Source organism: Nocardia sp. NPDC101769 (assembly GCF_044766925.1).
In the GTDB taxonomy this organism is placed as follows: domain Bacteria; phylum Actinomycetota; class Actinomycetes; order Mycobacteriales; family Mycobacteriaceae; genus Nocardia.
This window is the reverse complement of record NZ_JBIWMX010000001.1, coordinates 164,282-188,776: the sequence shown is the minus strand read 5'-3', so window position 1 is coordinate 188,776 and position 24,495 is coordinate 164,282. Positions and strand designations below refer to the sequence as shown.

The 24,495-nt window shown below is 70.5% G+C and carries 14 protein-coding genes; 9 read left to right on the top strand and 5 right to left on the bottom strand.

Annotated features, from left to right (window positions below; all coding sequences use genetic code 11):
* Nucleotides 1-110 precede the first annotated feature (110 nt).
* Together ACIRRA_RS00685 and ACIRRA_RS00680 are read right to left on the bottom strand one after the other, a co-directional pair.
* Nucleotides 111-875 (bottom strand): CPBP family intramembrane glutamic endopeptidase, encoded by a 765-nt coding sequence (locus tag ACIRRA_RS00685; protein WP_402761232.1) that lies wholly within the window; start codon nt 873-875, stop codon nt 111-113.
* Between the two features lie 46 nt (nt 876-921).
* The gene (locus tag ACIRRA_RS00680; RefSeq protein ID WP_402761229.1) at nt 922-1,890 is read right to left on the bottom strand and encodes a pseudouridine synthase; all 969 of its coding nucleotides are present in this window, start codon (nt 1,888-1,890) and stop codon (nt 922-924) included.
* An 80-nt stretch (nt 1,891-1,970) separates the two neighbouring features.
* Here ACIRRA_RS00680 and ACIRRA_RS00675 point away from each other — a divergent pair, with 80 nt between their 5' ends.
* Nucleotides 1,971-2,834: a DUF4190 domain-containing protein gene (locus tag ACIRRA_RS00675; protein WP_402761226.1), complete on the top strand. Its 864-nt coding sequence runs from the start codon at nt 1,971-1,973 to the stop codon at nt 2,832-2,834.
* A 286-nt stretch (nt 2,835-3,120) separates the two neighbouring features.
* On the opposite strand, the gene ACIRRA_RS00670 is transcribed toward ACIRRA_RS00675, so the two are convergent.
* The gene (locus ACIRRA_RS00670; RefSeq protein ID WP_402761224.1) at nt 3,121-3,585 is read right to left on the bottom strand and encodes a hypothetical protein; all 465 of its coding nucleotides are present in this window, start codon (nt 3,583-3,585) and stop codon (nt 3,121-3,123) included.
* A 135-nt stretch (nt 3,586-3,720) separates the two neighbouring features.
* On the opposite strand from ACIRRA_RS00670, the gene ACIRRA_RS00665 reads away from it, so the two are divergent.
* Complete coding sequence (locus ACIRRA_RS00665; RefSeq protein WP_402761221.1) at nt 3,721-5,016, top strand: SidA/IucD/PvdA family monooxygenase; 1,296 nt, start codon at nt 3,721-3,723, stop codon at nt 5,014-5,016.
* Here ACIRRA_RS00665 and ACIRRA_RS00660 read toward each other — a convergent pair.
* Nucleotides 4,971-5,627 carry a GNAT family N-acetyltransferase gene (locus ACIRRA_RS00660; protein ID WP_402761218.1) on the bottom strand — a complete coding sequence of 219 codons (657 nt, stop codon included), beginning with the start codon at nt 5,625-5,627 and terminating at the stop codon, nt 4,971-4,973. The genes ACIRRA_RS00665 and ACIRRA_RS00660 overlap by 46 nt on opposite strands.
* A gap of 158 nt (nt 5,628-5,785) precedes the next feature.
* Here ACIRRA_RS00660 and ACIRRA_RS00655 point away from each other — a divergent pair, with 158 nt between their 5' ends.
* Genes ACIRRA_RS00655 through ACIRRA_RS00635 form a run of 5 tightly spaced genes read left to right on the top strand, consistent with a single transcriptional unit; the run spans nt 5,786 to nt 20,703 of the window.
* A complete protein-coding gene (locus tag ACIRRA_RS00655; RefSeq protein ID WP_402761215.1) occupies nt 5,786-6,541 on the top strand; it encodes a thioesterase II family protein in 756 nt (251 codons plus the stop codon).
* Nucleotides 6,538-7,854, top strand: a complete 1,317-nt coding sequence (locus ACIRRA_RS00650) for a polyketide synthase (protein ID WP_402761212.1) — start codon at nt 6,538-6,540, stop codon at nt 7,852-7,854. The genes ACIRRA_RS00655 and ACIRRA_RS00650 overlap by 4 nt, the downstream gene beginning before the upstream one ends.
* On the top strand, nt 7,847-11,044 hold the full coding sequence (gene nbtC, locus ACIRRA_RS00645; RefSeq protein WP_402761209.1) for a nocobactin polyketide synthase NbtC: 3,198 nt from the start codon (nt 7,847-7,849) through the stop codon (nt 11,042-11,044). The genes ACIRRA_RS00650 and nbtC overlap by 8 nt, the downstream gene beginning before the upstream one ends.
* A gap of 18 nt (nt 11,045-11,062) precedes the next feature.
* Complete coding sequence (locus ACIRRA_RS00640) at nt 11,063-16,120, top strand: amino acid adenylation domain-containing protein (RefSeq protein WP_402761206.1); 5,058 nt, start codon at nt 11,063-11,065, stop codon at nt 16,118-16,120.
* Nucleotides 16,117-20,703 carry an amino acid adenylation domain-containing protein gene (locus tag ACIRRA_RS00635; protein ID WP_402761203.1) on the top strand — a complete coding sequence of 1,529 codons (4,587 nt, stop codon included), beginning with the start codon at nt 16,117-16,119 and terminating at the stop codon, nt 20,701-20,703. Before ACIRRA_RS00640 ends, ACIRRA_RS00635 begins: the two co-directional genes overlap by 4 nt.
* A 123-nt stretch (nt 20,704-20,826) precedes the next feature.
* Here the strand turns inward: ACIRRA_RS00635 and ACIRRA_RS00630 are convergent, their stop codons facing one another.
* Nucleotides 20,827-21,921, bottom strand: a complete 1,095-nt coding sequence (locus tag ACIRRA_RS00630; RefSeq protein WP_402761200.1) for an AMP-binding protein — start codon at nt 21,919-21,921, stop codon at nt 20,827-20,829.
* A 190-nt stretch (nt 21,922-22,111) separates the two neighbouring features.
* Between ACIRRA_RS00630 and ACIRRA_RS00625 the strand changes: the two genes are divergently transcribed.
* Together ACIRRA_RS00625 and ACIRRA_RS00620 are read left to right on the top strand one after the other, a co-directional pair.
* Complete coding sequence (locus ACIRRA_RS00625) at nt 22,112-23,107, top strand: ABC transporter substrate-binding protein (protein WP_402761197.1); 996 nt, start codon at nt 22,112-22,114, stop codon at nt 23,105-23,107.
* A complete protein-coding gene (locus tag ACIRRA_RS00620) occupies nt 23,104-24,480 on the top strand; it encodes a SagB family peptide dehydrogenase (RefSeq protein ID WP_402761194.1) in 1,377 nt (458 codons plus the stop codon). The genes ACIRRA_RS00625 and ACIRRA_RS00620 overlap by 4 nt, the downstream gene beginning before the upstream one ends.
* Nucleotides 24,481-24,495: the final 15 nt, after the last annotated feature.

Sequence of the window (24,495 nt, the reverse complement as noted above, 5' to 3'; positions counted from 1 at the left end):
GACTCGGTTCGGTGTGGGCCCGACCCGCCGAACCGTCCCAGGGCCGGCTGACCATAATCCTCTGTTCCCAGGTCAGTCGGCCCCCTCTGCGTTCGCGCGCCCGGCCGGGGTCAGTGCACCGTCACGTGCCAGACCACGGCCGCGGCCAGCGCGCCCGCACCGTTCACCGCCCAGTGCAGGGCGATGGGCGCGAGCAGGCTGCCGCTGCGCCGCCGCAGCCAGGTGAAGACCACGCCCGCCCCGGCGGTCGCGAGGACCGCGAGTCCGATGCCGAGGAGCTGTCCGGCCGGGCCGCTGCCGAGGAATCCGGTCAATCCCTTGTTCCCACTGGTCAATCCCAGTGACGAGGCAATGTGCCAGAGCCCGAACAGCATTGATCCCGCCGCGAACACTCCGCGCGCCCCGGCGACCCGGTCCAGGGTGCCGTGCAGCACGCCGCGGAAGGCGAGCTCCTCCGGTATCGCGGTCTGCAGCGGGATCACGATCATGGACGCGATGAGCGCGCCCGAGACCGCCGCGTAGCGGTCGTTGAGGAAGAACGGCCGGGTGATCGGCAGTGCCGCGCCGATGACCACGGCCGCGAGCACCACGCCCACCGCCGCGAGTGCCCACAGCGACCCGCGCCGCCACTGTCGCGGCGACAGGCCGAGGTCCTCCCAGCCCAGCCCGCGGCGGCGCACCAGGGCAACGAGCACCAATGCGGCAATCGGCACCGTGAAGATGCTGGCCCACCGGTTGGTGAAGTGCGCGATGAGATTCGTGCAGATCAGGACGACAACGACGACAGCCACATCCACGTAGGCGTAGAGCTTGTGGCCGGGCAGCGTGGGCGGGTCGGGCAGTACAGCGACCGCACCGTTATCGTTTGGAGACATCCCGGCCAGTGTACGAGCGGATTCTTGCAACGGCCTTCGATTGTGCTCAATCCCGCTGTGCGGAATACCCGGCGGCCGGCGCTCGTCCGCTCGCCCAGCCCTCGGGATCGTCCCAGGCCTGCAGCGTGCGCGCGGTGTCGAAGCGGCGCGGCTCCCGGGTGATCGGATCGGTGAATTCCAGTGCCGAGGCCAGTAGTTGCAGCGGCCGGGTGTAGTCGTCGATCGGCTTGTCGGTGAGTTCGGGATAGAAGTCGTCCCCGAGGATCGGGATCCCGAGGCTGTTCATGTGCAGCCGGATCTGATGTGTCCGCCCGGTCCGCGGCCGGAGCCGGTAGCGCCCCAATCCGTCCCGCTGCTCGGCCAATTCGACGAGGGTCTCCGCATTCGGTTCACCCGCGGTCTCGTAGGCGCGCAGCACCTGCCGCTCCTTGACGATCCGGCTGATGACCGTGCGCGGCAGTGCGAGCTCCGGGTCGACGCGCGCGACGGCCTCGTACTCCTTGTGCACCAGCCGCTTGTGGAACATGGTCTGATACGCCCCGCGCACCGCCGGATCAACGATGAACAGCACCAGCCCGGCGGTGACCCGGTCGAGCCGGTGCGCGGGCACCAGTTCGGGCAGGTCCAGGTCGCGGCGCAGTTTCACCAGGGCGGTCTGCAGAATGTGCTGCCCGCGCGGGATGGTCGAGAGGAAGTGCGGTTTGTCCGCGACGAGGATGTCGTCGTCGCGATAGACGATGCCGATCGGGAATGGAACCTCGGTCTCGTCCGGCAGATCTCGGTGGAACCACACCGCGCCGCCGGGTGCATAGGGCGTGTCGAGGGTGATCGGGCCGTCCAGATCCACGATGCCGCCGGTGGACAGCAGTTCGTCGATGCGTTCGGGGCGCACCCGGGGCAATCGCTCCACGAGGTGGTCACGAATGGTCGCCCAGTCGCCGTCTTCGGGTAGCCGCAACCGGGCCGGGTCCAGCCCGTGCCGCTTGGGTAGCGGTGGTTGCTGCCTGCGTCTCACTCGCCAAACCCTAGTCCCCGAGTTTTGTCCGGATCAGGGGGTACGGTTGGCCAACGCCCGGAATGTCCGGGTCGGAACGAGTGATCGGGGGTCTCGTGTACCCGAACGACCAACAGCCGCAAGGGTTGCCGGGTCAGCCGGACTACGGCCAGATTCCACAACCCCCGCAACCGGAATACGGTCAGCCGCAGCCGGGATACGCGCAGCCCGCCTACGGCCGGCCGGATCAGTGGGATTACAGCCAGGGTGGTCAGCCCGGCTACCCGGCCGGGTACCAGCCGATGCCGCCCGGCTACCCGATGGCTCCGCCGCCTCCGCAGGGCACCAATGGCCTGGCCATCGCCGCCCTGATCCTCGGTCTGCTGGGCGCCTGTCTGCTCGCCGTACCGTTCGGCATCATCGCGCTGACCCAGATCAAGCAGCGCAATCAGAACGGCAAGGGGCTGGCGATCGGCGGCCTGGTCGCCTCTGGCGTGTGGGCACTGATCGTCGTGATCCTGTTCGCCGTGGGCGCGGTGAACGGCTCGGATACCTCGGCGTCGCAGGACAATACGACCCGCACCTCGGCCCTGCCGGATTCGCCCACCGCCATCTCGGTCGACGAGGTGAAGGTCGGCGACTGCCTGCAGACCGTCGAGGAGAACAACCACATTCGCAAGGTGACCGTGCTGCCATGTGATTCCGCGCACGATGCCGAGGTGATCGCCCAGGTGCATCTGACCGGTTCCTGGCCGGGTTCGCTGGATGCCTCGTTCCAGCAGGCCAATGACGCCTGCCTGGATGAGATCGACAAGCAGCTGAGCAAGAGTTCGATGTACGACCAGCTGGAGACCTTCATTCTCTACCCGGCCAACGAGACCCAGTGGAACAAGCTCAATGGCCGCGCGACATGCATGGTCCACGACGCGAGCGGCAAGAAGCTGACCGGAAAGGTGCCGCGCTGACCGACGGTGTGGCCGTTCGGTAAAGGTTGGCCCGACCTCTCTTCTCGTCGGTGTTCGTGGGAGCGCCGGATGGAGGAAGGTGGGAGGCCTCAAGCGCCCTCGACCCGCATAACGAGGCGGCGGTGGCGCGCGGCGTGCACGAACTGACCCGTGGCAGAACCGTTCTCGTGGTGGCGCATCGTCTCGCGACGATCGCGCACGCCGACACCGGTACCCGCGTAGCCGGGACGGCCCCGGATTCCGCCGCGCGAGTCCGGGGCCGTCCGGGTGGGTGATTCTCGAATTGTCAGAGGCTGCAGGGCAGCATGGCGACGCTCGCGACGGTGCACTCGCCCTCGCGGGACAGCTTCCAGTCGCCGTCGACGAGCTTCCAGGTCAGCGGGAAGGTGAACGGATCGAATCCGTCCACGGCCGTCTGCAGGGTAGCCGAGAGGATGTCGGCGTTCTCGGTGACCGGGCCCAGGATGGTCCAGCGGAAGCTCGGCGGGGCGGCGTTCATGGCGGTGCCGATCTGGTCCAGCAGCGGCAGTCCGGCCTCGCCGGCCTCGAGCTCGGCGGCCCGGGTGGCGGCCGGGGCGCCGGTGTCGAGGGCGGTCTGCAGCTTGGCCTTCAGGTCGGCGGTGCTCGGGGAGGCGGTGCGTACGGGAGCGAAAGCCGGTGCTGCCGTGGCCGTGACCGCGCTGACGCCGGTCCCGGCTAGCAGGGCGGCGGTGGCGAGGGCGGCACCGAGGAGGCGCGAGGTAGGGGGCATCGTTTCCAGTCCAATCATTTTCGTCTCGAGCGCTTCGCAAGCGCTGCCAAGCAATATAAGGTAAGGCTATGCAAACCTAAAGTGATTGGTGGGTTGTGCGAGGCGGGCAACAGTGAGCAACTGGACGGAGAATCGGTGGAGACACTTCTGGTGGTCGGTGCGGGGCCGAAAGCTCTGGCGGTAGCGGCCAAGTCGCATGTGCTTCGGGAACTCGGCCTGCCCGCACCGCGGGTGACCGTGGTCGAGGCGCAGGCGGTCGGTGGCAACTGGCTACCCACCGGCGGCTGGACCGACGGCAGGCACCGCCTGGGCACCAGCCCCGAGAAGGACGTCGGCTTCCCCTACCACTCGACCTGGGCGCGCGGCCACAACCGCGAGATCGACACGGCCATGCGGGCTTTCAGCTGGACGGCCTTCCTGGTCGAGCACGGCACCTACGCCGAGTGGATCGACCGCGGCCGGCCCAGCCCGCAACATCACGTGTGGGCCAAATACCTGCAGTGGGTGGCCCGGCGCATCGACCTTGATCTGGTGCAGGGCGCGGTGACGGGCATCGCCGCCGCGGCCGACGGCTGGCTGGTGTCGGTCGCCGACGCGGCCGGCCGCGTGGACGAGATCGATTGCGACGCGGTCATGATCACCGGACCCGGCCGCAGCGACCGCGCCCTGGCCGAGCACCCGAAGGTGCTCAGCATCTCCGAATTCTGGGAGCTGGCGGGCCGCCGCGAACTGCCCCCGTCCTCGCGGGTGGCCGTGATCGGCGGCGGCGAGACCGCGGGGTCGGCGCTGGACGAATTGGTCCGCCACGAGATGCTCACCGTCTCGGTGATCTCGCCCAAGGCGACCCTGTACACGCGCGGTGAAAGCTATTTCGAGAATTCGCTCTACAGCGATCCCACCAAGTGGGCGGGCCTGGGAATGGCCGAGCGCCGTGATGTCATCCGGCGCACCGATCGCGGGGTGTTCTCGGTGCGGGTGCAGGAAAGCCTGTTGGGGGACAACCGGGTTCACCACCTGCAGGGCCGGGTGGTGAACCTCGCCGATCAGGACGACCGGGTCGCCCTCACCCTGCGCAACGACCTGCGCGCCGATCAGGTGCACACCTTCGATCTGGTGGTGGACGCCACCGGCGGCCAGCCGCTGTGGTTCCTGGATCTGTTCGATTCGGCCGCAACCGATCTGCTCGAACTGGCGGTCGGTGGCCCGTTGGAGTCCGCGCGCATCGAGGCGGCCATCGGCTTCGACCTGGCGGTGTCCGGTCTGGATGCCAAGCTGTACCTGCCGAATATGGCCGCCCTGGCGCAGGGTCCCGGCTTCCCGAATCTCAGCTGCCTGGGCGAGCTTTCGGACCGGATCCTGCAACCGGCGGTGAATCCCGTGCCGCGCTACCGGATCTCGGGCAGGTCGGCCGCGCTGCGCGGCAGCGCATAGAGCGAGATGCGCCGATCCGGCCGGATGTCGAAGTCGCCCAGGTGCTGCCAACCGATCTTCTCCAACGCCTTCCGCATGGGGGTGTTGCGATGATCGGGTTCGCACAGCAGCCGGCGGCACTCGGGTTCGGCCGCCAGGATCGCCTGCCCGAGCAGGCGCATCCAGCCCGACATGACGCCGCGGCCCAGCAGGGTCGTGTCCGCGGTGGCGATGTGGAAGCCCATGTCGCGGGCGTCGGCGTTGTAGAGGCGCGCGATCTCATCCTTGGCGGGGCGGTACAACTCCACATAGGCCACCTCGCGGTGGCCCAGGTCTGGACGGCCCAGGGCGGCGAAGTCGTATTCGAGAATGCAAGGGCGGGAGAAGGTTCCGGCCAGCTGCGCCTCGCAGTCGGTGCGGCGGCGATCGGCGTCCCAGGCCTGTTCCCAGGTCTCGAGCAGGTGCGGCCGGTGCATCCACTCGGTGATGGTCTCCGGATCGCGGGAGTCGACGTCGACCGGCCGCAGCGTGAACGGTGCGGCGAACTCGGGCAGCACCGGTGCGGGCGCGCGGCGGATGTGGTCGGGAAGGTCCGTGAGTTCGCGCGCGAGGACGTGGGTCGTCCGGTTCATCGCTGTGGCGCTCCGTTCGTCGGTTAGCTTGATCACCCTATGAAGTAAGGCTAGCCTATACTAAGTAGACGGTGTTACGGTTGCCCGGACATTGCAAGGGGGACAAGCGGAACCGACGCCGAATGCGGTCGGGCAGTTGCGTAGGAGAGATGCGGGAAATGCCACGGGAACTCGGCTGGATCAGGCAATTTCAGGCCCCGAGTGCGGAATCCGCGCCACCGCTGCTGATCTTCCCGCACGCCGGTGCGGGCGCCTCCGCCTATCGGGTTTTCGCCAGGGCGCTGGCTGCCGAATTCGATGTCGTGGTGTTCCAGTACCCGGGCCGTCAGGACCGGGCGCGCGAGGCCGCCCTGGAAACGCTGTCCGAAATCGCGGCCGGGGCATTCGCCGAATTCCGGGAATCCGTGCATGAAACCGGTGTTCCTCTCACGATTTTCGGGCACAGCATGGGCGCGGTGATCGCGTTCGAATTCGCCCGCCTGGCCGAGGCGGCGGGGCTGAACGTCCGACTGCTCGTCGCGTCGTCGGCCGCGGCACCCGCCCGGATCGCCGCGCTGCCGGGGCATCCCACCGAGGACGAGGCGCTGCTCGACCACATGTCGGCGCTCAATGGCACCGGTGCGGAGGTGCTGGGCAGCCGCGACGTGCTGCGCATGGCGCTGCCGGTCATGAAGGCCGACTACCGTGCCTTCGACGCGTATTCGTGCGCGGTCGACACTGCCGTGGACGCGCCGATTCTGGTGCTGGGCGGCGACGAGGACGAATTCGTCGCGCCGCCTGATCTGTACGCATGGGAGAGCCACAGCCGCGGCGGAATTCGGGTCATCCTCTTCTCGGGCGGGCATTTCTATCTCAATGACCATGTCGGCGGCATTGCCGAACTGCTGGCCGCGGAGAAGAGCGTCCTCGCATGAGCGTGCTGGATTCCGGCGATCCCATTGTGATTGTCGGCATGGGTATCGAGGCGCCCGGCGGCATCGACACTCTGCCGGAATTCTGGGCGGCCCTGGCGTCCGGACGGGAATTGCTCGGCCCCTTTCCCCGTGATCGGGAATGGCCGCTGGCGGAATTGCTGACCCTGGACCGGCACGACGGCTGGGGCGCGGTGCCGGACGCCGGCGGGTTCCTCACCGGCGCCACCGACTTCGATGCACTGTTCTTCGGCATCACGCCGCGCGAGGCCGTGGCCATGGATCCGCAGCAGCGGGTCGGCCTGCGGGTGGCCTGGCGGGCACTCGAGCAGGCCGGGATCAATCCCGGTGCGGTGGACGGTGATTCGGCCGGTTGCTGGATGGGCGCCTCGGTCATGGAGTACGGGCCGCGGGCAGCCTCGGTCAACGAGTACAGCGGGTACCGGGCCACCGGCACCGCGCTGGGCGCGGTGGCCGGGCGGATCTCGCACGGGCTGGGCCTGATCGGGCCGTCGGTCACCGTCGACACCGCGTGCGCGTCCGCGCTCACCGCCGTGCATCAGGCGGCCGCCGCCCTTCGAACGGGGGAGTGCGAGTGGGCGTTGGCGGGCGGGGTGTGTGTCATGGGTTCGCCCGGCGCGTTCTACGAGTTCTCCAAGAACAATGCGCTGGCCGCCGACGGCCACTGCCGGTCCTACTCCGCCGACGCCACCGGCACGCTCTGGGGTGAGGGTGCGGGAGTCATTGTGCTGGAGCGGGAGTCGCGGGCGCGTGCGTTCGGGCATCGGGTGTACGGGCGGCTGCTGGGTTCGCGGGTGAATCACAATGGCAAGGGCGCGCCGATCGCCGTGCCGAGTGCGGCGGCGCAGGAGCGGCTCATCCGCGACACCCTGGCCGTGTCCGGGATTTCCGCCGGACAGGTCGGGCTCATCGAGGGCCACGGCACCGGCACTCCGGTGGGTGACCCGCTCGAATTGGCCACGCTCGCGGCCACTTACGGTCTCCCGGGTACCTCCGGGCCGCGGTTGGGCTCGGTGAAGTCAAATGCCGGTCACGCACAGGCCGCCTCCGGGCTGCTGGGCCTGATCAAGGTGCTGCTGGCGGGAGTGCACGGGCAGATCCCGCCCACCCTGCACGCCGAGCGGCCGGCCGCCGAAATCGATTGGGCCGAGACCACTCTGCGGCTCGCCACCGAACTCGAACCCTGGCCGGCCGTGGACGGCATGCGATACGCGGCCGTGTCCTCGTTCGGTGTCGCGGGCACGAATGCCCACGCCCTCGTGAGCCTGCCCGAGCTGGAGGAAAGCGATGTGTAGCCACCGCCTGCCCGATGGCAGCATCCCGGTCCTGCTCTCGTCCGACACCGCGGACGGCGTGCGGGCCGAGGCCGCGTGCATCCTGGCCTACCTGGAGCAGCGGCCCGCGGTCACCCCGGATCAGTTGGCGGACATGCTGTTCCGCACCCGTACGGCCCGCCGGTACCGGGCGCTGGCCATGGTCACCGGGCGTGCGGACCTGCTCGATGCCCTGCGCGCCATCGCCGACGGGACCTCGCATCCCGCGGTGGTGCTGGGTGACGGTCCCGCCACCGCGCGCCGGATCGGCTTCGTGTTCCCCGGTCAGGGTAGTCAGCGTCCCGGTATGGGCGCGCTGTACTACGACCTGTCCCCGGACTACCGGGCCGCCGTCGACGAGTGCGCGGCCGTGCACGCCGAGCGCTTCGGCCACGATCAGCCGCTGCACTATCTGCTCGGCACCGCGGGCGCGTACCAGGACGCGGTGTGGGAGGTGCAGCCCGCCTTGATGTTCCACATGGCCGGTCTGGCCGCCATGTGGCAGGCCACCGGTGTGCACCCGGCCGCCACCATCGGCCACAGCCAGGGTGAGCTGGCCGCGGGCGTGGTCTCGCGGGTCATGTCGGTGCGCGACGCGGTGCTGGTGGTGACCCACCGCGCGCGCCTGGTGGAGCGCCTCTCGCCGCGTGGCTACGCCATGGCCGTGCTGGCCATGAACCGCGAGGACTGCGAGGCGCTGCTGGCCCGCCACTCGGGCTGGGCCGAGCTGTCGGTGGTGAACGCTCCGCACATCATGGCCATCTCCGGCGACCGCGACACCATCGCCGACATGGTCGCCGCCGCCACCGAACGCGGCCACTTCGCCCGCGAGATCGGCGTCGCCTACCCCGCGCACACCTCGATCGTGGCGGAACTGCGCGCCGAATTCGAGGGCTTCCTCGGCGGCGAGCTGAGCGATCGGACCTTCACCGACACCGAGATCCCTTGCTACGGTGCGACTCTCGGTGCCACCATCGCCGCAGACATGATCCAGGAACAGTACTGGTACTGGAACCTGCGCAACCGGGTCCGCTTCGACCGCGCCGTAGTGGCCGCCGCCACCGACGGCATCGACACCCTCATCGAGGTCGTCGAACACCCCGTCCTGCAATTGGCCCTTCAGGAAAACCTCTCCCTGGTCCCGCGCGACCCGTCCCGCGGCCCCCGTGACTTCAAGGTCCTCGGCACCTCACTACGGACCGCCACCTCCCTGCGCGAATTCACCCGCAACCTGGCCACTATCGCCGTCCAGGACCTCGCCTACGACTGGACCGCCCTGCGCACCGACGCGCCCGCGGCCCTCCCACTGCGCGACTTCCCCCACACGGTCATGAACCCCAAACGCCTGTGGGCCAACCCGGGCTACGCCCCCGAAGCCGTGCACCCACCGACCGCGCCCATCCCCAAACCCCAACGCCTGGTGGAGAAGTGGATCCCCTGGGAGCGCCGCTCCCTGACCCGGCCCCGCCGCCTGGCCTTCCTCGACCCCACCGGCCGCTGCGCCGAGCAACTCTCCGCGCTGCTCGCCGCGGCAGACCGCCACGGCGCCACCGCCACCGGTCAGGAATCACCGCAGCACACGGTCGGCCGGATCCGAGCCGACAACCCGGCGCGAGTGCTGACGGCCGCCACCGCGCCGATCGGCGTCTCGGAGGCCTTCGACAGCGCCGTGATCCTGTGGCCCGCGCTGCCACAGGGCGGGAGCGCCGATGCCATAGCCGAGCTGAGCGAATTCTTCGCCGGGCGAGCGTGGTTGCCCGGTCTGTCCGGCCTACGGCCGGGTGGTGAGGTCTGGCTGGTGACGGTCGGGGGTGAGGTTGTGGTGCCGGAGGATGCGGTGCCGCAGTTGTTTCACGGTGCCGTGGCGTCCGGGTTCCGGTGTGTCGGGGTGGAGAAGCCCAGGGTGCTGCTCCGGCATCTGGATCTTGCGGCCGATGCCGGAGCCGGGGAAGCGAATCGGGTTGTCGCGGCGCTGCATACCGAGGGTGAGCCGGAGGTGGCGCTGCGTGGGGGGAAGGTGTTCGTCAAGCGGTTGGTCGCGGACGAGTCGGTGCCGGGGGAGGCCGCTGAGCTCGATCATGTGCTGATCGTGGGTGGTACCGGCAAGCTCGGGTTGTTGTTCGCCGGACACTTCGCGCGGCAGGGCGCGGGGCGGATCACGCTGGTGAGCCGGTCCGGCGAATCCGGTTCGGCTGCCGGGGAAGTGGCGCGACTACGTGGGCTCGGTGACACCGAGATCATGGTCGCGACCTGTGATGTCGGCGATGCCGACGCTGTTGCGCGCCTCGCGGCGGGGCTGGGGGAGCGGCCGGTGAGCCTGCTCGTCCATGCGGCGGTCAACTATGTGGACGCCGGGATCGAGGAGATCACCGCCGAGATGGTCGCCACCGCCGCGGCGTCGAAGGTGCTGGGCCTGGAGGCGGTGCTCGACGCGGTGCGGTTGCGTCCGAATGGCCGGGTGCTGCTGTGCTCGTCCACGGCCGCGACACTCGGTGGCCGCGGGCAGATTCTCTATGCCGTCACCAACCGGATGCTGGATATTCTCGCCCGCCGCCTGCGCGAGCGCGGGATCGATTGCTCCGCACTGGAGTGGGGCCTGTGGAGTGTCGCGGGACCGCTCGATGCGGCCGGTATGGCGCGGGTCGAGGGCGCCGGGGTGCACCCCATGAATCCGGCCGACGCCATCGCCGCGGGATTCACCGGGCAGCCGACCGACGCGATGGTGATTTCCGCCGACTGGCCGTTCCTGCGCGATGTCATGGGAGCCTTCGGCCAGGCCGCAGTGCTGTCGGAAGTGCCTGAGCCGGAGGCGATCACGCCGCAGCCATCCCACATCGCGGACGCGGTGGCCGTTGATGAGAGCGCAAATCAGACTGTCGCAGATCAGAATCCGGCACGGCGCGCCGTCGCTCACCAGCCGGCGGCATTCGCGCTGGACCGTCCGCTGGCGGACCAGGTGCTCGCCGAACTCGAGCGGGTCATGGGCATCGACTCCGGCGACACCATCGACCGCTCCACGCCGCTGGTCGCACTGGGCCTGGATTCGTTGCAGGCCTTGGACTTCCGCAAGCGGGTCCGGGCGTCGCTCGACCGGGAGCTGCCGGTCGCGGCCATCCTGGGCGGCGCATCGCTGGACGATGTCGTGCTGCTGATGGCAGAGAACACCAACTAGGGCTAGGGGCCAGATTTCATGTCAGACACCGATGCCACCGTGTCCGTGGCCGGAACCTCCGTCGCCGACCGCCGCCGGGAACTGCTGCGGCGCAGGCTCGCCGAGCAGGGCCTGGCCGCCGCCACCGCCGCACCGGTGCGCCGCACCCGGGCCGGCGAGCGGCGTCCGCTGTCGGCCGGGCAGCGCCGCATGTGGTTCCTGCAGACGCGCGACCCCGAGGACACCACACTGAATATCTGTGTGGCGTACCGGCTCACCGGCGCGCTCGACGAGCAGCGCCTGCGGGCCGCGGTGGCGGCGGTGTTCGCCCGGCACGACGTACTGCGCACCACCTTCGGTGTGGACGCGGACGGCGAGCCGTTCCAGGTGTTCGCCGGCGACATCACGCTGCCGTGGCAATCGCACGATCTGACCGACCTGGCCGAGTCCGCCCGCCCGGTGCGGGTGGAGGTGCTGGCCCGCCGGGAATTCGGCCGCCCCTTCGACCTCGCCACCGAGCTTCCGCTGCGAATCACGCTGGTGCGCAAGGGAACAGCGGAGTGGGTGCTGCTGCTGGCCGCGCACCACAGCTGCTGGGACGATGACGCCTGGGGCGTATTCTTCGCCGACCTCAATGCCGCCTACAACGGAGCCCGGACCGCAGCCCCGGCCGCGCAGTTCGTCGATCTCGAGGTCCTGGACGCCCCGGCCGAGGACGAGGCGGACATCGCCTACTGGCGGAACACCCTGCGCCCCTTGCCGGAACCCCTCGAACTCCCCGGCTCGGCCGTGGTCGCGCCGTCGAAGCGCGCCGACCGCTGCACCGTCGCGCTGCCCGCCGATCTCCTGAACCGGGTGGACGTCTTCGCCCGCGAGCATGCGGCCAGCCCGTTCATGGTGCTGCTCGCCGGCTACGCCGCCCTGATCCAGCGCTACACCGCCGCCGACGATTTCCTGGTCTCCATTCCGGTCACCAATCGCCGGTCGGCGGCCGCCGAACAGCTGATCGGCTACTTCGGCAACACCCTGCTGCTGCGCGAAACCTTCGACCGCGCCGAGACTTTCACCGGCCTGGTCGCGGCCACCAGGCGCACCTGCCTGGACGCCTTCGCCCATCGGACCGTCGGCATCGACCGCGTGGTGCGCGAGGTGAACCCGGAGCGCGTCGCTGGACGGGACGGCATGGATCAGCTGGTGCGCCTGGGTTTCAGCGTCCGCAAGTGCGCCGACGGTTTCGCGCTGGACGGCGTCACCTCGACCCAGCTGGACGAACTGGGCGCCCCCACCGCGCAGGTCCCGCTGGCCGTCGCGGTCGTGACCGAGAGCGCGCACGGCGCGGTGCTCGAGGCCGAGTACCAGGTGGACGTGCTGCCGCGGCCGCTGGTGCAGCGCATGCTGGAACACTATGTGCGGCTGCTGGATCGGGCGCTGAGCACCCCTGGCGGCCGACTCTCCGACCTCGACATGCTGGGCGGGGACGACCGCCTCGCCATCCTGGAACAGTCGCGCGGCGCGGACGTGCCGGCCGACCCGGCCACCATGGTCGACCTGTTCGAGGCCAGTGCCGCCGCCGGCCCCGGCACCCTGGCCCTGGTGTCCGACGACATCGAACTCAGCTACGCCGACCTGAACCGCCGCGCGAACCGCCTGGCGCACTGGCTGATCCGCGAGGGCATCGGCACTGAGGACATCGTCGCCCTGCGCATGGGCAACTCGGTCGAGTTCATCGTGGCCGTCTACGGCGTGCTCAAGGCGGGCGCGGCCTACCTGCCCATCGACCCGGCCTACCCGGACGACCGCATCAACTACCTGATCGCCGACGCGGGCCCGCGTCTGGTGCTGGGCCGCGTCGAACTCGACGCCGCCGAGGAGGCCGCCGCCGGCCTGCCGGACACCGATCCCGCCGACACCGACCGCGTCCGCCCGCTGCTCCCGGCGAACCTGGCCTACGTCATCTACACCTCGGGTTCGACCGGCAAGCCCAAGGGCGTCCCGGTCTCGCACGCCGCCATCGCCGAGCACGTGGTGAGCTTCACCGCCGAATGGGGCATGACCGCCGACGACCGGCTGCTGCAATCATCCTCGGTGAGCTTCGACGCCTCCCTGCTGGACATCTTCGTCACCCTGGCGCTGGGCGCGCGGCTGATCGTGCCGAAACCCGATGCCTTCCGCGACATCCGCTATGTCGCCGATCTGATCACCCGCCGCGGCGTGACCGTGCTGCACATGGTGCCGTCCATGCTCGGCACCTTCCTGCTGCTGCCCGAGGTGAGCGAATGGCGTGCGCTGCGCCATGTCCCGGTGGGCGGGGAGGCGCTGCCGGGCGAGGTGGCCGACCGGTTCGCCACCGTCTTCGACGCCGAACTGCGCAATCACTACGGGCCGACCGAGGCCGTGGTGTGCGCCACCCATCAGCCGGTGGCGGGCCCGCAGGGCACCGGGATCGTGCCCATCGGCGTACCCAATCAGAACGTGCACGCCTACGTGCTCGACGAGGCCCTGCAGCTGGTGCCCGCCGGGGTGGTCGGCGAGATCTACCTGGGCGGTGCGCAATTGGCGCGCGGTTACCTCGGCCGGGCCGCGCTCACCGCGAGCCGCTTCGTCGCCGACCCGTTCACCACCGGCGCACGGCTCTACCGCACCGGAGACCTGGCCCGCCGCAACGAGTTCGGGGAACTGGACTTCGTCGGCCGCGCCGACGACCAGGTCAAGGTGCGCGGCTTCCGCATCGAACTCGGCGAGGTGGAGTCGGCGCTGACCGCACACCCGAGCGTCGGGCACTGCGTGGTGATCGTGGCCGAGGATCCGGCCGCGGGCGCACAGCTCGCCGTCTACCTGGTGCCCGCGGCCGGTGCGACGGTCGAGGTCGACCAGGTGCGCGCCCACGCCGCCGCCGCGCTCCCGGAGTACATGGTGCCCAGCGCTTTCGCCGTCATCGACGAGATTCCGCTGACCGTCAACGGCAAGCTGGACAGGCGGGCGCTCCCCGCGCCGACGCCCGCGATCGAGCGGGTGCACCGCGCGCCCGCCACCGTGACCGAACGCCGACTGTGCGCGATCTACACCCAGCTGTTCGGGATACCGACGGTGGGCGCGGATGATTCGTTCTTCGAGCTGGGCGGGCATTCGCTGCTGGCCGCGCGCCTGGTCGCGCAGATCCGCGCCGAATTCGGTGTGGAGCTGGATGTGCGGATCGTGTTCGACACCCCGACCCCGGCCGGGCTGGCCGCCGGTCTGGTCGCGCGGTTCCGCGACGAGTTCGGCATCGACCTGGATGCCATGGACGACGACGTGGAGACGGGCGAGACCGCCGTCACCGCATCGGCTTCCGGGCGTCCGGCCGTCACCGCGCGCCCGCGTCCGGATCGACTGCCGCTGTCCTACTCACAGCTGGCCATGTGGTTCCAGTACCGCATGGAGGGCCCGAGCGCGGTCGGCAATCTGCCCTTCGCCGTCCGGTTCGACGGCGGCATCGATATCGCCGCGCTGCGGGCGGCGCTCGCCGATGTGGTGGCGCGGCACGAGGCGCTGCGCACCGGTTTCGATGAGCAGGACGGCGTTCCGTACCAGGTGGTGCGAGCCGCCGGGGAGGTCGAGCTCGAGATCACCGGTATCGCTGCCGACCGGTTGGCGGACGAGCTCGCCGAGATCGGCCGCTACCCTTTCACGGTCGAATCCGAGCCGCTGCTGCGGGCGCGCCTGCTGGTCCTCGACCCGGGCACGCACGTGCTGTCGCTGCTGGTGCACCACATCGTGGCCGACCACGCGTCGCTGGGCATCCTGCTCGCGGACCTGGTCGCCGCCTACCGTGCGCGGGTCGAGGGGCGGTCGCCACAGTGGAGCCCGCTTGCCGTGCAGTACCCGGATTACGTGCTGTGGCAGCACGATGCGTTCGCTTCCGGCGCGGATGGCCTGGCCGGCGACTACGGCCGGGCGCAGCTGGACTTCTGGCGCGCCGCCCTCGCCGGACTGCCGGACCAGATCGATGTCGCCCCCGACCGGCCGCGGCCCGCGGTTCTCGGCAAGCGCGGCGAGGTCGCCACCTTCGCCGCGCCCGCCGCCCTGCGCTCCGGACTGGCCGCGCTCGCCGAAGCCTGCGGCGCAACGGAATTCATGGTGTACGAGGCGGCCGTCGCGACCCTGCTGCACAAGCTGGGCGGCGGCACGGACATCACCCTCGGCACGCCGGTGGCCTGCCGCGTCGACGACGCGACCGCACCGCTGATCGGCCTGTTCGCCAATATGGCGGTGCTACGCAACGATCTGTCGGGCACCCCGACCCTGCGCGACACCGTGCTGCGCGGCCGCGATATGGCCCTGGATGCGCAAGCGCACCAGGAACTTCCGATCGAACGCCTGGTGGAGGCGCTCAACCCGCCACGCTCACGCTCCCGGAACCCGCTGTTCCAGAGCATGCTGCACTTCCGCGGCGCGGACTGGGCGCCGGGCACCCTGGCCGTGGCGGGCACCACCACCGCCACCGTGCTGCCGGTCGACTTCGACGTCTCCTTCCTGGACCTCAATGTCTCCGTGAACGTCACCGGTGACGGCGGCCTGGCCGTGCGCGTGGTCGCCAATGCCGACCTGTACGACCCGGAGACCGTGCAGCACATCGCGACCGCGCTGGCCACCACCCTGGAGGCGTACGCCACCGCGCCCGACCGCACCGTCGTCGAGCTCGAGGTGCTGCCCGTCGACCGGCTGGAGCGGCTGCTCGCCCCGCCAGCGCCCGCCGCGGCGACCCGCGCCGCCGCCACCGGCGACCACGCCCGCACCGAACGCGCGCTCATCGAACTACTCGAAGAGCTGCTGGACATCAGCGAGGTCGAGGCCGCCGACAACTTCTTCGCCCTCGGCGGCGACAGCGTCATCTCCATCCAGTGGTCGGCCCGCGCCACCGCGCTCGGCCTGCCGCTCAGCCCGCAGCTGGTATTCGAGCACCTCACCATCGCCGAACTCGCCGCCGCGGTCGACGCCGCCGAACCCGCTGCCGCGCAAGCGGAGTCGAACCCACCGGAGGAATCCGCCCCCATGAGCGCCTCCGGCCTCGACGCCGCCGCCCTCGCCGCCCTCACCTCGTCCTGGCAGGCCCGATGACCACCGGAAGCCGCACCGCGCCACCGCAGATCGAGGACGTGCTGGCACTGAGCCCGCTGCAGGAGGGGCTGTTCTCGCTGTCGCGGCTCAGCGGCGACGGCCTCGACCTGTACACCATGCAGTTCGTGGTGGACATCGACGGACCGCTGGACAGCGAGCTGCTGCGGCGCAGCGCGCAGGCCATGCTGGACCGGCATCCCAACCTGCGCGCGGCCTTCTGGGACGAGAACGTGCCGTGGCCGGTGCAGATCGTGCCCGCCCGGGCCGAACTGCCCTGGATCGAAAAGCAGGCGCGGCCGGCGGAATTCGACACCATCGCCGCGGCCGAACGACACGCGCCGTTCGACCTGAGCCGCGGCCCGGCCCTGCGCATCCTGCTGCTCACCGTGCCGGACACCGGCAGCCGGCGCATGATCCTCACCGCCCACCACATCCTGATGGACGGCTGGGCGGTGGCGGTGTTCTTCACCGAACTGCTCGCCGTCTACCGGTCCGGCGGATCCGTTGCGGCACTGCCGAAACCGCGTCCCTACCGCGACTACATCGCGTGGCTGGGCGCCCAGGACACCGCCGCCGTCACCCAGCGCTGGGTCGACTACCTCGCGGGGGTGAGCGGTCCGCTCATGCTGGCGGACGGCGCGCCGGTCGGCTCGAACACCGTGCCGGAGAAGACCCGCCTGCTGTTGTCCGCTGCCGACACCGACCGGGTCCGTACCTGGGCCGGTGCGCACGGGCTGACCCTCAACACCGCCGTGCAGTTCGCCTGGACGGTGCTGCTCGGGCGGCTCACCGATCGCCGCGACATCGTGTACGGCACCACCATCTCCGGTCGGCCCGACCAGGTTCCGGGCGTGGAGGGCATGGTCGGGTTGTTCATCAACACCGTGCCCGTCGCCCACCAACTGGACTCCGGCACCTCGATCGCCGACCAGTGCGCCCGCCTGCAGCGCGAGTGCGCCGCCATGCGTGACATCGGCTTCCTGAGCCTCTCGACCGTGCAGCGCGCCGCGGGGCACGGCACCCTCTTCGACACGCTGTTCGTCTTCGAGAACGCCCCCATCGACGACGCCATCCGCACCGTCACCGCCCCGGACGGCGCCCGCTTCCGTCCGATCGAGATGGAAAGCCTCGCGCACTACCCGCTCACGGTGGTCGCGCACATGAGCGGCGACGAGCTGCTGGTCCAGCTCGAGGTGATGCCCGCCGCGCTGCCCTACTTCCCGGCCGCAGAGCTGGGCGAGCGGCTACTCGCGCTGTTGCGGCAACTACCGGAAACCGGCACGGCCACAACCGATTCGCTCAGCGTGCTCACCGCGTCCGAGCAGGAGATGTCCGCAGCGCCGATCAGCCCCTTCCCACCCGCCGCGATGGCAGAAGGTTCCACGACCGCGGTCGCCGGCGCCGCCTCGGTCTGGGAATTGTTCGAGCGACAGGTGGCCGCCGCGCCGGAAGCCGTTGCACTCCAGGACAGCTCCGGCTCCCGGTATACCTACCGCGCCCTGCATGACGCGGCGGTCCGGCTCGGCGCCGAGTTCGCCGCACAGGGTGTCGTCCCGGAAACTGTTGTAGCACTGGCGCTTCCGCGTACCGTGCGATCGATTGTCGGAGTGCTGGCGGCCTTCGCTGCGGGCGGAGCCTATGTGCCGGTGGATATCACGCTGCCCGCCGCACGCATCGAGTCGATCCTCCGGCAGGCGCGACCGACGCTGGTGGTCGCCGACGAGACCACCCGCGACCTGCTCGAAACCGCCGGTTCCCTGCAGTCCGGCGCAGATGTCGTAGCCGTCGGCAAGCAGTGGGTGCCGGTGCTGCTCCTCGGCGATTCCCTTGTCGCCGAACATCCCTCGGCCGTCCCCGTCGTACTCCCGCGCGTCGTCCGCCACCCGGACCAGCTCGCGTACCTCATCTTCACCTCCGGCTCGACGGGCGAACCCAAGGGCGTCGCCGGGACCAACGCCGCGCTCACGGCGTACTTCGCCGACCACCGCGACCGGGTCTATCGGCCCGCCACGGCCCGCCTGGGCCGGCCACTGCGCATCGCGCACGCCTGGTCGCTGAGCTTCGACGCCTCCTGGCAGCCCATGGTGGGCCTGCTCGCGGGGCAGACAATCCACCTGTTCGACGCCACGGAAATGCGTGACGCGCAGCGCTTGTGCGCGGGCATGATCGCCCACGACATCGACTTGATCGACACCACCCCGTCGATGTTCGCGCAGCTCAACGCCGCCGGACTGGTGGACCGCGAGCTGCCCGTGCTGGCGCTGGGCGGTGAGGCCATCGACGCCGCGCTGTGGGCGCGGCTGCGCGCGCTGGCCCCGTCCGAAGGCCGGTCCGGCACCGCGGTCTACAACTGCTACGGACCCACCGAGACCACCGTCGAGGCCGTGGTGGCCCCGGTCGCGGACTTCGACATCCCGACCATAGGCACGCCGAACGCCGGAATGTCCGGCTATGTCCTGGATTCCAGGCTGCGCCCGGTACCCGGCGGCGTCGTAGGCGAGCTGTACCTGTCCGGGCCGCAGCTGGCTCGCGGCTATATCGGCCGTGCCGCAACCACATCCGACCGTTTCGTCGCCGACCCCTTCCGGCCCGGCCGCCGCATGTACCGCACCGGCGATCTGGTTCGCCGCCTGCCCCACGGCGGCTTCGGCTACCTGGGCCGCGCCGACGCGCAGGTGAAGGTGCGCGGCTACCGCGTCGAGATCGGCGAGATCGAGACCGCCCTGCGGCGACTGCCCGGCGTGGACACCGCCGCCGTCACCGTGGTACGCCGCGCGGGCGGGGCGAGTCTGGTCGGTTTCGCCGTGGGGGAGCGGGGCGAGCCCGTCGACCCCGCGCGCGCCCGCGCCGCGCTCGCGGAACGCCTGCCCGCCTACATGATTCCGGCCCGCGTGCTCGCCCTGCCGCGGCTGCCGGTGAACGCCAACGGCAAACTCGACGGCCCCGAGCTGACGCGGCTCGCCGAAGCGGCCCTCGCCGATACCGGATCGGGCGCCGCGCCCAGCACCGCCACCGAGAAGGAACTCGCCGAGGTCCTCGCCGAACTCTTCGGCGGCCGCACCCCCGGCCTCGACGACGACTTCTTCGCCCTCGGCGTGGACAGCATCGTCGCCATCTCCCTGGTCAACAAGGCCCGCCGCCGCGGCCTCACCCTCACCCCGCGCATGGTCCTGGCCACCCCGACCCTGCGCGAACTCGCCGCCGCCCTCGACGCCGCGGACTCGACCAACCCCATGCCCGTTGCGGATCACGGTGCGGTGCAGCCGCTTCCGGTCGTCTCGTGGATGAACGAGTACGGTAACTACCGCCGTTTCACCCAGACCGCGCTGCTCCGGCTGCCCGAGGGCATCGACCGCGACACCGTCGAGGCATCGCTGCAGGCCGTCCTCGACGGCTACGACACTCTGCGCGCGCGCCTCGTCGACACCGACGACGGCCCGCGGCTGGTCACCGCCGCGCCGGGCACCGTCCGCGCGGCCGATATCCTCACGCACACAGCCGATCCCGCCGACACCGCCGCCGTCCACGCCGCCGCCCGGACGGTCATGGACCAGATCGACCCGCGTACCGGCGATATGGTGCGGGCCGTCTGGTTCTCCGGCATCGAGCGCGGCAATGTCCTGCTGCTCGCCATCCACCACCTGGCGGTGGACGTGGTCTCCTGGCACCTGCTCATCGCCGCCCTGAACGAGGGCGCCGCCCTCCCCGAATCCACCTCGTACCGCGAATTCTCGCGCCGCATGGCGGAGCGGGCCGGGTCCGCGGAAGTCCGCGCGCAGCATGACTATTGGCGCGACCAGCTCGCTGCACCCGACCCCGCCATCGGCCGCCGCATCCCGTACCCGCACACCGACACCTGGTCCTCTCTGCGCGTCGCCACCGCGCTGACCCCGGTCGAGGTCACCGCCCGCCTGCTCGCCACGCTCACCCGCGACGAGGGTGTGCGCGAACTGCTCCTCACCGCCCTCACCATCACCCTGGCGAGCTGGCGGCGCGAGCGCGCCCAGGATCCCGCCCACGGCGCCCTCCTCGCCCTGGAGGGCCACGGCCGCGCCGACGACCTGCTCGGCACCGACACCAGCAACACCCTCGGCTGGTTCACCACCGTGTTCCCGATCCGCCTCGGTGCGGGCCGGACCGTGGATGCCGAACGGGCGGAACAGGATCCGGCCGCGGCCCGTGCCCTCCTGGAGTCGGTGACCGCGCACCTGTCCGCCACCCCCAACCAGGGCTTGGACTACGGCCTGCTCCGCTACACCACCCGCGTCCCGGAGCTGGCCACCGCGCGGCACCCCCAGATCGAGTTCAACTACCTCGGCCGAGTCGACCTCGGCGGCCACGACACCCGATCCTGGTCCCTGCTCACCGGCCCGCTCAACGAGGCACTGCCCCTGGACCCGGAACCCGACCTACCCCTGCGCTACGCACTGGATGTCATCGCGGGCATCGGCTCGGCCCCGGAGGGCCCGCAGCTCACCACCAATTGGCGCTGGAGCGAAACCCTGTTCAGCGAAGCGGAAGCCCATCATCTGATCGAACTCTGGCAGCGCAGCCTGGCTGCCCTGGCAGTCGCCCTGTCCTGACCACCAGGCGGTAGGGGCCGTCCGCCGCAGGAGAGTGGCGGCGGCCGGTACCGCGGGAGAAGTTCGCCGATCAGCCCACCGCAGGAGAAGCCGCGCGGTCGGCCGAGGATACGAGCTGGGCGGTCAGGCGGCGGCGTAGCCGGAGGCGTCGTCCCGACCCGGCGCGGGGATCGGCTCGGTCGCCGAAGGCGCTGCGGGAGAAACGGATTCGATCATATCCAGCAGCAGCCAGCCATCGGCGGTCCAGCCGCCGTGCGTGTCGGTGTGCACCAGCCGGCCGCCCGGCACGAAGGGGTCGTCCACGAAACCCTCGGCGGCACCGTCCAATTCCAGCGCCAGTGCGGAACCACCCACGTACACCCGGCCGGAGCGTCCCGGCGGCACCAGCCGCAGCGATTCGTCCAGCACCAGCAGCCGCGCGCCCGGAATCGGCCGCACCCGGCCGGAGCCGTCCAGCGGTCCGCGCGCCGCGACGCCCGCGTACTCCGGAGTGGTGTAGGCGAATCCGGCGCACGACCCGGGGGCGAGTTCGCGCAGCAGGGCGGAAAGGGCTGCCGGGCAGTCGTTTCCGAACACATCCCAGCGGCGCACGGTCGGCAGCGCGGGGGAGGGCAGGAAGGCCAGGTTCGCGAGAGTCCCGGCGTCGGCCACCACATGGGTCGAGGCGGTCAGGGCGATCAGCTCGGCCAGGGCGGCCGCGTCCGTGCGCTGGACGGCGGTGGACAGCACCAGGGTCGCGCCGTCGGCCAGCGTGGCCAGCAGTTCCACCGCCGCGGCGGTGGTATCCCAGCGGGTGGCCAGCAACCGCACATCCGGCGAGCCGTAGGCCCGGTCGATCGGGCAGGAGCGCTGATCCGCGGCAACCGCGCGGCGATCGTCGGCGGCCGCGGCCACCGCGACCGGCTTCATGCCGGTGCCGTGCGGCCCCAGTTCGGCCAGTACCGCGCCGAGCTCGGCGGCTGCGGCGATATCGCACAGCACGCGGGCGAGATCGTCGAGCGTGGGCCCGGCGGTCCCGGTCACGCCGCCGTCGAGGCGTTCGAAGAGTTCGGCATAGGTGAGAATGTGATCGCCGCAGCGCACGGCGGTCCGCAGGGAGGGCACGCGGCGACCGCACTCGATGAGCATGGGGACCGACGGCACGTCGTACAGTTCGACGCCATTGGCCCATTCGTCCACGAGCCGATGACGTTCGACCGCGGACAAGATTTCCGGCACCGCTCGCTCCATCGTTCCAAACCCCCGGATTTTAACTTATGCAACCCTAACCTAATCGATCGAGGGCACGATCGGCCACCTCTTAGGGGATCGAATCGGCGACAACGCTCCCCGCCTGGTGGAAAAATTAGGCTAGGCTCACCTACTGCTCGCGCCCAACCGCTGGGTATCGGCAGACAGGAGAGTCACGATGAAGTCGGCGTTCACCGCGCGTAGCGGGCGATCGATCACCGCGCGAGGCGCCATTGCGGCCGTGGTGAGCCTGCTTGCCCTCGGGCTCGCGGCCTGCGGATCGAAGTCCGGCGACTCCGCCGCGGGCGGCGGGGAACCGGTCACCATCGCCCATGCGCTCGGCCAGACCACCGTGAACGGGACCCCGGCCCGCGTCGTGGCGCTGGGCAATCAGTGGCTCGACGCCGCGCAGGCGCTCGGCGTCACGCCGGTCGGCTACATCGACAACATTGCGGTGCTCAGCAAGGGTGCACCGCCGTGGGAGCCGGCCGCGCTGGCGCAGTCCACCGCGCTGCAGACCACCGGCAACCTCGCCGAACAGGTGGCCGCGCTGAACCCGGACCTGATCCTGGCCGACCCGTTCATCGCCGACGCCAAGACCTACGGCGACCTGTCCAAGGTCGCGCCCACCCTGCCCGGGCTCACCAAGGAGTCCGTCACGCCCTGGACCGACCAGGTGCGCGCACTCGGCCAGGTGCTGCACAAGACCGACGCCGCCGGCAAGCTCATCGCCGACCTGAACGGCCGCATCGACGGTATCGCGCAACGCAATCCGGGCCTGAGGAACAAGACCTTCATCAGCTCCTGGCTGGCCGGGCCGTCGCAGCTCATGGTCCTCACCGACCCCGGGGACGGGTCCAGCCGCCTGTTCACCCAGCTCGGCATGACCATCCCGCAGCACCTGGTGGACCAGGGCGGCTCCGGCGGCCGCCTGGCCCTCTCGCCCGAACGCCTCGACGAACTCGACTCCGATCTGCTGCTGGCCGGCTACTCGCCCGGCATGGACGAGAAGTACCGCGGCCTGCCGGGATTCGGCGCGCTGCCCTCGGTCGAGAAGAACTCCGCGGTCTTCCTCACGGTCCAGGAGATCAGCGCCATCAACCAGCCCACCCCGCTGGCCCTGCCCTACCTGCTCGACAAGCTCGAACCGGCTCTCGCCAACGCCGCCAAATGATCCGCACCGACGACACCCGCTACGCCCTCCGCCCCGGCGTCACCTGCCTGACCGTCCCCGGCGCCGCGGTCCTGTTGAACCCGCCGCACAACGAGAAGCTGGCCGGGCTCACCCCGGCCCAGAGCCAGGCGCTGAAGACCCTCAATCAGGGTCCGGCGACGACGAGCGCGCTCGCGGCCGAATCCGACTCGGTGACAACCCTTCTCGACCGGCTGGCCGGGGCGGGCTGGCTGGAGGTCACCGTCCGCGACGGCGACCGGGACCTCTACACCCTGCGCCCCTTCACCACCCCGCCCGCACGTCCGAGCACGGGCGACGGGCCGCGCGCGGTCCTGTCGAAATTCACTGTCATCCACCGTGATCCGGACGGCCTGGTGCTGGAACACCCCACCTCGTGGTGCGACCTCCGCGTCCACGACCCCCGCCTGCTGGCCCTCGCCGCGGGCGCCGATCCCACCGAACTCGGCCTGCCCGAGTCCCTTTCGGCCCGCATCGCCGCAGACCTGCGCTGGGGCGGCTTCACCGCCGACCCCGCCGCCGAGGACCTCGACTTCACCACCCGCAGCTGGAGCGCCCCCGACCTCTGGTTCCACCGGCGCAGCACCCTCGGTTCCCGCACCGTCACCTGGGACAACTTCGGCCCCACGGCATGGGCGAAAGACGAATTCCCGCAACGCCCGGCGCATCGTCCGGCCTATCCCGGCGCCCCGATCGCCCTTCCCGCGCCGGATCTCGGCACCCTCCGCGCCACGGACCCGGCGCTCACCGCCGTCCTCGAGGACCGCCGCTCCTGCCGTTCCTTCGACGACGCCCGGCCGATCACCCGCACCCAGCTGGCCGAACTGCTCTACCGCAGCGCCCGCACCCGGTCGGTCGAGACCACCCCGGATGGTGCCGAACTCCCTTCCCGCCCTTATCCTTCCGGCGGCAGCGTGCACGAACTCGAGCTCTACCCCGTGGTCCGAACGGTCGAGGGCCTGGCCGCGGGCATGTACCACTACGACTCCTTCGAGCACGCCCTGCGCCCGGTCGCCCCCGCCGATTCCATCGCGGTCCAGCGACTCCTGCGCACCACCACCGCCACCCTCGCCAATGGCGCGGAACCCCAACTGCTGCTGTTGATCTCGGCCCGGGCGGGCCGCGTCATGTGGTCCTACGAGTCGGTCGCCTACGCCAATATCCTCAAACACGTCGGCGTCCTCATGCAGACCCTCTACCTCACCGCCACCGCCATGCGCCTCGGCGCGGTCGCCCAGGGCTTCTCCGACACCGCCGCCTTCACCGCCGCCACCGGTGCCGACGAACTGGAGGAATGCAATGTGGGCAGCATGATCCTCGGCACCCCCGGGGATAGGCCGCGCACGACTGATTGACACCGGGCCCGTCCG